The sequence below is a fragment of the Kitasatospora sp. NPDC059973 genome (assembly GCF_042737525.1).
In the GTDB taxonomy this organism is placed as follows: domain Bacteria; phylum Actinomycetota; class Actinomycetes; order Streptomycetales; family Streptomycetaceae; genus Kitasatospora.
The window spans coordinates 1-2,609 of sequence record NZ_JBHWUI010000346.1; the positions used below are offsets into that span (position 1 = coordinate 1).

The following is a 2,609-nucleotide window of genomic DNA, read 5'->3' on the forward strand; positions in this document are numbered from 1 at the left end:
CAGCGATTCGCTGGGGCCGCGGCCTTTTTGTTTTTACGCACGTATGCACCCCGGCACGACAGAGGACTTTCGCCCAGGCGCGGGGTCCCGGTCGATGCCGGACAATGGAGATGGTGCTCGGCCAGGAGGCCGGCATCGAACCGCGCGAGGGCAGTGGTGTCGCCTCCATCCGCGGTAGAGCTGAAGCAACAAGAGGAGTCACCACAATGTCGAACCAGCCCCAGGACCGTCCCGAGCGTCGATCGGACGACGGCCGCGGCTACGAGCCCCGGTCTCGTGGGGGCTGGTCCAACGACCGAGGTCCGCGTCGCGACGACCGTGATGACCGTCCGCGTCGTGACGACCGCCCCTCGGGCGGTGGTTTCAACCGTGACCGTGATGACCGTCCGCGTCGTGACGACCGCCCGTCCGGCGGTGGCTTCCGCCGCGATGACCGTCCCTCCGGTGGCGGTGGCGGCGGTTTCCGTCGGGACGACCGTCCGTCCGGTGGCGGCTTCAACCGCGACCGCGACGACCGTCCGCGTCGCGACGACCGCCCCTCGGGCGGTAGCTTCCGCCGCGACGACCGTCCGTCCGGTGGTGGCGGCGGGTTCCGTCGGGACGACCGTCCGTCCGGTGGCGGCTTCAACCGCGACCGCGACGACCGTCCGCGTCGCGACGACCGCCCCTCCGGTGGTGGCTTCCGCCGCGACGACCGTCCCTCCGGTGGCGGTGGCGGCGGGTTCCGTCGCGACGACCGTCCCTCGGGCGGGGGCTTCAACCGCGACCGCGACGACCGTGGCGGTTTCCGTCGGGACGACCGTCCGTCCGGTGGCGGCTTCAACCGTGACCGTGACGACCGTCCGCGTCGTGACGACCGCCCGTCCGGCGGCGGCTTCCGCCGCGATGACCGTCCCTCCGGTGGCGGCTTCAACCGCGACCGCGACGACCGCGGTGGCTTCCGCCGTGACGACCGCCCCTCCGGTGGTGGTTTCCGCCGCGATGACCGTCCCTCGGGCGGTGGCTTCAACCGTGACCGTGACGACCGTCCGCGTCGTGACGACCGCCCGTCCGGCGGCGGTTTCCGCCGTGACGACCGTCCGTCCGGTGGTGGCTTCAACCGTGACCGCGATGACCGTCCGTCCGGTGGTGGTTTCCGCCGTGATGACCGTCCGTCCGGTGGTGGCTTCAACCGTGACCGCGACGACCGTCCGCGTCGTGACGACCGGCCCTCGGGCGGCGGCTTCCGCCGTGACGACCGCCCGTCGGGCGGTGGCTTCAACCGCGACCGTGACGACCGTCCGTCCGGCGGTGGTTTCCGCCGTGACGACCGCCCGAGCGGGTTCAACCGTGACCGTGACGACCGTCCGCGCCGCGATGACCGTCCCTCCGGTGGCGGCTTCAACCGCGACCGTGACGACCGCGGTGGCTTCCGCCGTGACGACCGTCCGTCCGGCGGTGGTTTCCGCCGTGACGACCGCCCGAGCGGGTTCAACCGTGACCGTGACGACCGTCCGCGTCGTGACGACCGCCCCTCCGGTGGTGGCTTCCGCCGCGACGACCGTCCCTCCGGCGGCGGTGGCTACCGTCGTGACGACCGTCCGTCCGGCGGCTTCAACCGCGACCGTGACGACCGCGGCGGCCGGGACTACGACGACCGCCGGGGCAACTTCGAGCCCGTCAAGCGGCTGCCGATCCCGGAGGACGTCACCGGCTTCGAGCTGGACGCGGATGTCCGCCAGGAGCTCAAGAGCCTGCCCAAGACGCTCGCCGACGATGTCGCCCGCAACCTGGTGATGGTCGCCCGCCTGCTCGACACCGAGCCGGAGGAGGCCTACCAGTACTCGCGCGTCGCGCTGCGGCTCGCGTCCCGCGTGCCCGCCGTCCGTGAGGCGGCCGGCTTCGCGTCGTACATGACCCAGCGCTACTCCGAGGCGCTGACCGAGTTCCGCGCCGCCCGTCGGATGACCGGTCGGGCGGACCTGTGGCCGGTGATGGCGGACTGCGAGCGCGGTCTGGGCCGCCCGGAGCGGGCGCTGGCGATGGCCGGCGAGGCCGAGGTCAAGCAGCTGGACAAGGCCGGTCAGGTCGAGATGCGCCTGGTCGCGGCGGGTGCCCGCGGCGACATGGAGCAGTTCGAGGCGGCCGTGGTCACCCTGCAGAGCCCGGAGCTGGCCTCCAGCGCCGTGCACCCGTGGACCGCGCGACTGCGGTACGCGTACGCCGAGGCCCTGATCGCGGCCGGCCGGGGCGACGAGGCCCGCGACTGGTTCGCCAAGGCCGCCGAGGCCGACACGGACGGCGCCACCAACGCGTCGGAGCGGCTGGCCGAGATCGACGGCCTGGAGTTCGTCGACGCGCTCGACCCCGAGATCGAGGACGAGGTCGCGCGGGACGAGGCCGAGGACGAGGCTCCGGCCCCGGCTCCGGCGAAGTCGCGTGGCGGCGTGCCGGACGAGCGGGAGATCTTCGAGGACGAGGAAGACGTCGAGGAGTTCTACGACGAGGACGACCTGGAGATCGACGAGGACTTCGACGGCGTGGTGCCGGAGCGGTCCACCGACGCCAAGGGCTGACAAGCGCGGCCAGTAGGTGAGTGAGGCCCTGCCGCACCCCGGGAAACTCCGGGG

1 protein-coding gene and 1 pseudogene are annotated in these 2,609 nt (G+C 72.7%); both read left to right on the plus strand.

Annotated features, from left to right (window positions below; all coding sequences use genetic code 11):
- Positions 1-305 precede the first annotated feature (305 nt).
- Positions 306-1,196 (plus strand): annotated as a pseudogene (locus ACFWA9_RS38955) (tetratricopeptide repeat protein); the annotation flags it as partial.
- A 471-nt stretch (positions 1,197-1,667) separates the two neighbouring features.
- Complete coding sequence (locus ACFWA9_RS38960) at positions 1,668-2,555, plus strand: tetratricopeptide repeat protein (RefSeq protein WP_352296141.1); 888 nt, start codon at positions 1,668-1,670, stop codon at positions 2,553-2,555.
- The last annotated feature ends 54 nt before the right edge of the window (positions 2,556-2,609 follow it).